The organism is Protofrankia sp. CiP1_Cm_nod3 (genome assembly GCF_982290655.1).
The window spans coordinates 1-5,742 of the sequence record NZ_CEVIVD010000069.1 but is presented as its reverse complement, the minus strand read 5'-3'; the positions used below and the strand labels follow the sequence as shown (position 1 = coordinate 5,742).

Annotated in this window: 5 protein-coding genes; 4 read left to right on the top strand and 1 reads right to left on the bottom strand. The window is 70.2% G+C overall.

All coding sequences use genetic code 11. The features are described 5' to 3' along the window. From AC5LUJ_RS14425 to AC5LUJ_RS14415, 3 genes are all read left to right on the top strand, one after another. Window positions 1-734 (top strand): RDD family protein (locus AC5LUJ_RS14425; RefSeq protein WP_493465091.1); only part of this gene is annotated, 734 nt, incomplete at its 5' end. Window positions 735-802: 68 nt separating this feature from the next. Further along, entirely contained in the window at window positions 803-1,012 is a 210-nt protein-coding gene (locus tag AC5LUJ_RS14420; RefSeq protein WP_250292218.1) for a DUF4177 domain-containing protein, read from the top strand. 261 nt (window positions 1,013-1,273) lie between these two features. Beyond that, on the top strand, window positions 1,274-2,398 hold the full coding sequence (locus AC5LUJ_RS14415) for an NADH:flavin oxidoreductase (RefSeq protein WP_250292222.1): 1,125 nt from the start codon (window positions 1,274-1,276) through the stop codon (window positions 2,396-2,398). A 600-nt stretch (window positions 2,399-2,998) separates the two neighbouring features. Here the strand turns inward: AC5LUJ_RS14415 and AC5LUJ_RS14410 are convergent. Beyond that, window positions 2,999-3,202: a hypothetical protein gene (locus AC5LUJ_RS14410; RefSeq protein ID WP_493465090.1), complete on the bottom strand. Its 204-nt coding sequence runs from the start codon at window positions 3,200-3,202 to the stop codon at window positions 2,999-3,001. Between the two features lie 1,149 nt (window positions 3,203-4,351). Between AC5LUJ_RS14410 and AC5LUJ_RS14405 the strand changes: the two genes are divergently transcribed. Beyond that, on the top strand, window positions 4,352-5,742 hold a 1,391-nt coding region (locus AC5LUJ_RS14405), incomplete at its 3' end, for a condensation domain-containing protein (protein ID WP_493465089.1).

Below are 5,742 nucleotides of genomic sequence, written 5' to 3'. Positions count from 1 at the left end.
CGCCCGGCCCTCCCGGCCGCGGAGCCGAGATGCCGTTCCCGGGATATCCGCCTCCGCTCGGCGGCGGCGCGCAGCGTGTCCCGCCGCCTCCACCGGCCGCGTACAGGCCCCCGCCGGCCCCGTACTCCGCGCCGGCTCCGTACGCGGCTCCGCCGGGCTCGTACGCGGCTCCGCCGGGCTCGTACGCGGCTCCGCCGGGCTCGTACCCGCCGGTGGCCCCCGGTGGCCCGGGCGGCAGCGGGCCACGGGGGCAACAGCCCGGCGGCGGATATCCACAGCCACCTGGTTACGGGAACCCCTACGGCTACGGCCCTCAGCCACCAGCCCCGTACGGCGCCCCCGTACGGTCGTACTACGCCGGTTGGGGCGCCCGGGTCGGGGGCACCCTCATCGACCTGCTGATCGTCTGGGGTGTCTCCGCGGTCCCGGCCGCCGCCGCACCTTCCTCCTCGGCCGACGGAATCAGCGGTCTCATCTTTTTCGCGTCCATAATCATTATGTGCTGTCTCGAGGGCGTCACCGGTCAGACGCCGGGTAAACGCATCGCGCGTATCAGGCTGGTCCGCGAACTCGACAGCCGGCCGCTCGGCTTCGGCCGCGCGTTCGTCCGCCGGCTGTGCCACTTCCTGGACGCCCTGCCGTTCTACGTGGGCTTCCTGTGGCCGCTCTGGGATGCCAAAAAGCAGACCTTCGCCGACAAGATCATGAAGTCGGTCGTCGTCAGGGCCAGATGACCCGCGGCTCCCCACGCTCGCGGGTGCCGGTGTGCCCGGGGCGGCCGGCCACACGGGACGATGTGCTCATGACGGAGCGATTCGAGTACAAGGTGGTCGAACTGCGGGAGGGGCTGATCGGCGGCAAGATGTCCGGCGACCGACTGGAGAAGATCCTCAACGAGCACGCGAAACAGGGGTGGCAGCTCAAGGCGATCACCGCGACGGAGGTCAAGGGGCGCATCGGCCCCGGCGGCGTCGACGGCGTCCTCGTGACCTTTGAACGACGCGTCGGCTAGAATACCGATCACGTTCCGGAGACGGGTGGTTGCGAATGGTATCCGCGCCACGTGTCCGGCCGAGGGCCGCGCGTCCGGGCTGGGTCGGTACGCCGGGTCCCGTGAGAGCTTCGCCGGGCCTCCGCGGAATGTGGGCGCCACGGAAACCCGTTCAAGCATCGGACTCGCCCGCGCCCACAGGCGCATCCACCTGGCCTGGACCGCCTGGGCCGGTATCGGGCCTGTGGAGCGGGACCATCGGAGCATGAGAGGAGACCGTGCGTGACGTCGACGCAGGATACGGCCCGGGTGGCGCGGGCCCTGGGACGGCCGTTCACAGTCGGTGATCTGACGGTGGCGAACCGGGTCGTCATGGCGCCCATGACCCGCCAGTTCTCCCCGGATGGCGTGCCCGGCGACGACGTCGCGGCCTACTACGCCCGCCGGGCGGCCAGTGACGTAGGGCTGATCATCACCGAGGGCGCCTACGTCAACCATGCCTCGGCCGGCAGCAGCGAGCGGGTCCCCCGGTTCCACGGCGCGGCCCAGCTCGCCGGCTGGGCGCGGGTGGCGGAGGCGGTGCACCAGGCCGGCGGCCGGATCATCCCGCAGCTGTGGCACGTCGGCGCGACCCGTGCCGCGGGCGCCCCGCCCGTCCCCGGCGCCCCGCCGGTCAGTCCGTCCGGCCTGGCGCTGGATGGGACGCCCACCGGCCGCGCGATGACCCAGGCGGACCTCGACGACGTGGTGCGGGCCTTCGCCGGCGCGGCGGCGGACGCCGAACGCCTCGGCTTCGACGGCATCGAGCTGCACGGCGCCCACGGCTATCTCATCGACCAGTTCCTCTGGGACACCACCAACCGGCGCGACGACGCCTACGGCGGGGACATCGTCTCCCGGGCCAGGTTCGCCGCGGAGATCGTGGCGGCCTGCCGCCGCGCGGTGTCACCGGGCTTCCCGGTCTTCTTCCGCCTGTCCCAGTGGAAGTCCGGGAACTACGACGCCAGGCTCGCGCAGCGCCCCGAGGATCTCGACCGTCTGCTGGCCCCGCTGGTCGACGCCGGCGTGGACGTCTTCCACGCGTCGACACGCCGGTACTGGCAGCCGGAGTTCACCGGTTCACAGCTCAATCTGGCCGGCTGGGTCAAGAAGCTCACCGGCAGGCCCACTGTGACGGTCGGCTCGGTCGGTCTGGACACCGAGTTCGGGCAGGTCTCCATCCCGGACAGCCGGTCCGGTGTCGACACCATCGACGCCCTGCTGGAACGGTTCGAGCGGGACGAGTTCGATCTCGTCGCGGTCGGCCGCGCCCTGCTGGCCGACCCCGAATGGGCCACGAAAATCCTGAACGGACGCGTCGAGACGCTGACCCCCTTCCACAACGACGCGTTCAAGACGCTGCGGTGAGGACAGCGCCGCCGGCCGCTCGCGTATGCGCCTATCCACGGTGTTCGCCTATCCACGGTGTTCGCGTGTTCGCGTGTTCGCGTGCGCCGGCGGCGGATCGTCCGGGCACCGGGGAAATCATCCGGATCAGGCCGCGCGAACCGGTCAGCCCGTGTAGACAGCCCCGGTTCCACCGACGCCGACGCCCGCGGGCTCAGCGGTGCCAGCTCACTCTTTCTCATGCGCGTCTTCCAGCGTGAGAGAAAACGGATCCGACCGCTTCCGCGGTCTTCGCGGGGCCGTCCGGAAAACACCACGAACCGACCGGAAAAACGGTCATGCGCCCTCCCGGAGGCGGTCAGCCGCGTCCTGAGCGTGTTTCCTCCGCCGCAAGCATTCCCTCACGAGGAGCAACCGGCCGGCTACTGTCGCCACGCGAACAGCGACATGTCGGCCGCGGAACCACGCGTACCGGTCCTGCCCCAGCCCAGGACGGCTTTCCGCCCGGCCGCGTCCCGGCCCGTTCTCCCGCATCAGGTCATGAGCACTCATCAGGTCATACAGGCCCATCAGGCATGGTCGACAGCGTCGGTCGCGTACGGGCCGGCTGAGCGGGCTCTATCAGGGCAGACGGGCCCAGCGGCCGGGGTCGGCGCCGCCGAGCCAGCGGTCGATGTCCGCCCGCCACCACACCCGGGTGCCGCCCCAGCGCGAAGTGTGGTTGACCACCGCAGCCGGGGCGGGCGCACGAGGATCGGTCCGCAGCCGATGATCGACGGCCTGCCGCGTCACCCCCAGAACGGCGGCGATGTCGGCAGACCCCACAAGTACCGGCGGCTCGTCCACGCACCCCGACGATAGTGCGCCTACCACATCGTCACAGAAGAATCCGCTCAGTGACAGCACGTGGACCACGGCGACCGCGGGACCAGCGACAACCGTCCCCGCGGTTGTCGCCCATCGATGTCCGTGGGCGTCCGGCGGTACTGGCTGCGCATCCCTGGCCGCATCCCTGGCCGATCCGTCCGCGCCGGCCGCTCCGTCGCCGTCCGCGACTTGGCGATCAGTGACATCAGCCGCGGACAACTGTCATCCATCCTACCGTCTTCGGCTACTGTGAACACGGGTTGTACTGTCTCAACCGACGCGCTAACGTCGGCCTGCTCGAGGCCTCATGCGATCATCGGGAAAGCACTCCTCCCGAACGATCCACAGGTTTCAGGCATTCATCAGGAGCGGACCGGGGGCCCGGGTCCGATGGGCAGGACAGAGGTGGGGGGAGAGAACGCGGTGGAGCTGTGTGCGACAACGACAGCGGCACTGCCGGAGCGGGGTGAAACGCGGCCGGGCGACGGCTATTCACCCGTGACGTACCGGCGCGTGATGCCGGCGGGCCTGCTGCCGGTCGCTCCAGAAATCCGGGGACCAGCTGTGGGCGGCAGCCGTTCCGCAGGGGAAGCACGGCACAGCCGCCTCCATCGGGTCCGGCGTATACATCCTTTTTGTCGTCAAGAGCATCCCTGTCGTCGGGGACGCCGGTACCGACACCGTCCGAACTGTCATGAGAGCGCTTTCCCAAGGGCGGTCGGCTACCCGCCCGAACACGCGCACGCCACCATCGGCACAGCCACGATCGGCACAGCCACGATCGGCACAGCGATGTCCCGGATCTCGACACGCCATGGCTGGACTCAGATGAACCCGTGAATTCCGGCCCGGCCGAGCGCGACAGCCTCGCACTCGGGATTCGTCCGCCGAAAGCACCGGCCGGCCTGATGGGCATCCAGCAACAGGCAGTGCCCAGGGCCCGCACATCGCCGCTAGGCAGAGCCGCGCTACCCCGCGGACGGGCCCGGTCCAGCCGCTACGCGATGATCTTCCAATATCACGCTCAGCTCCCACTGCCTGTTCCAGCGCCTGCCGCCAGGCGACGGCAGGCCGTTTTCGGCCAAATCTGTCAAGGAGAGTCGAGAAGTGACGGTGTCCGACCCACACGGTGTACGCCTGCCGGTGTCCGCTGCGCAGCGCGAAATCTGGCTGGCCCAGCAGCTGGACCCGGAAAGCCTGCTCTACCGGATAGGCGGATACACAGAGATCAACGGGCCGATCGACCCGGTGGCCTTCGAGACTGTGTTACGACAGGCCTTCACCGAGACCGAATCCATGCGCGCGCGGTTCCTCGAGGACGACGGAACGCTGTGGCAGACCGTCGAGCCGCTCGGCGACTGGACGCTGCCGGTGTTCGACGTCAGCGGTGAGGCGGCCCCGCGGGCGGCCGCCGAAGCCTGGATGCGGGCCGAGCTGGCCCAGCCGATGGACCTGACGCGTGGACCGTTGTTCTCCCACGGCCTGTTGCGGCTGGAGCCGGAACGGTTCCTCTGGTACCACAGCTACCACCACATCGTGATGGACAGCTTCGCCTCCGTCCTCCTCGTCCGGCGAGTGGCCGCGCTGTACACCGCGCACATCGCCGGGTCACTCGCCGAGGCGCCTCCGTCCACTTTCGCCCCCCTGCGCCTGCTGGTGGAACGGGACGCGGACTACCGTGCGTCAGAGGGCTTCCTCGCGGACCGGGAATACTGGACGCAGCGCTTCGCCGACCAGCCCGAACCGCCCCGGCTCGCCGCTCGCCCGGCCCGGCCGGCGCGGCAGGTACTGCACCACACGGCCTTCCTGCTCCCGGACGCGGCGGCCCGGCTGCGGCAGGCGGCCCGCCAGGCCCGCACGCACCCCTCCGCCCTGCTGGTCGCGGCGACAGCCGCCTACCTGCACCGCATGACCGGAGCGCGGGATGTCATCCTGGGCCTGCCCACGACGGCCCGCACCGACGCCGTGCTGCGCGCCACCCCCTGCATGGTCTCCAACGTGCTGCCGCTGCGCGTGGAGGTACAGCCGCGGCTGAGCGCGTCCGAGCTGGTGCGGCAGGTGTCGCTGGAGATCCGCCAGGCGCTGCGGCACCAGCGCTACCGGAGCGAGGACCTGCCCCGCGACCTCGGCCTGCCCCAGGGCAGCAACGATCTCGTGGCCACCGAGGTCAACATCATCTCCTTCGACTACGACCTGGACTTCGCCGGCCACCGCGGCGCCACCCACACCCTCACCACCGGGCTGATCGAGAACCTCGCGATCACCATGTACGACCGGGTCGACAGCGCGGAAGGGGTACGGATCGACCTCGAGGCGAACCCGGACCTCTACAGCGCCGAGGACCTGGCCACCCACCAGCGGCGTCTGTTCGGCCTGCTGGACGCCTTCACCACCGACCTCGAGCAGCCCATCGGCACCATCAACCTCCTCACCCCCCACGAACAGCACCAGCTCACCACCGGCTGGAACACCACCAGCCAGCCCGACCCCCAGGACAC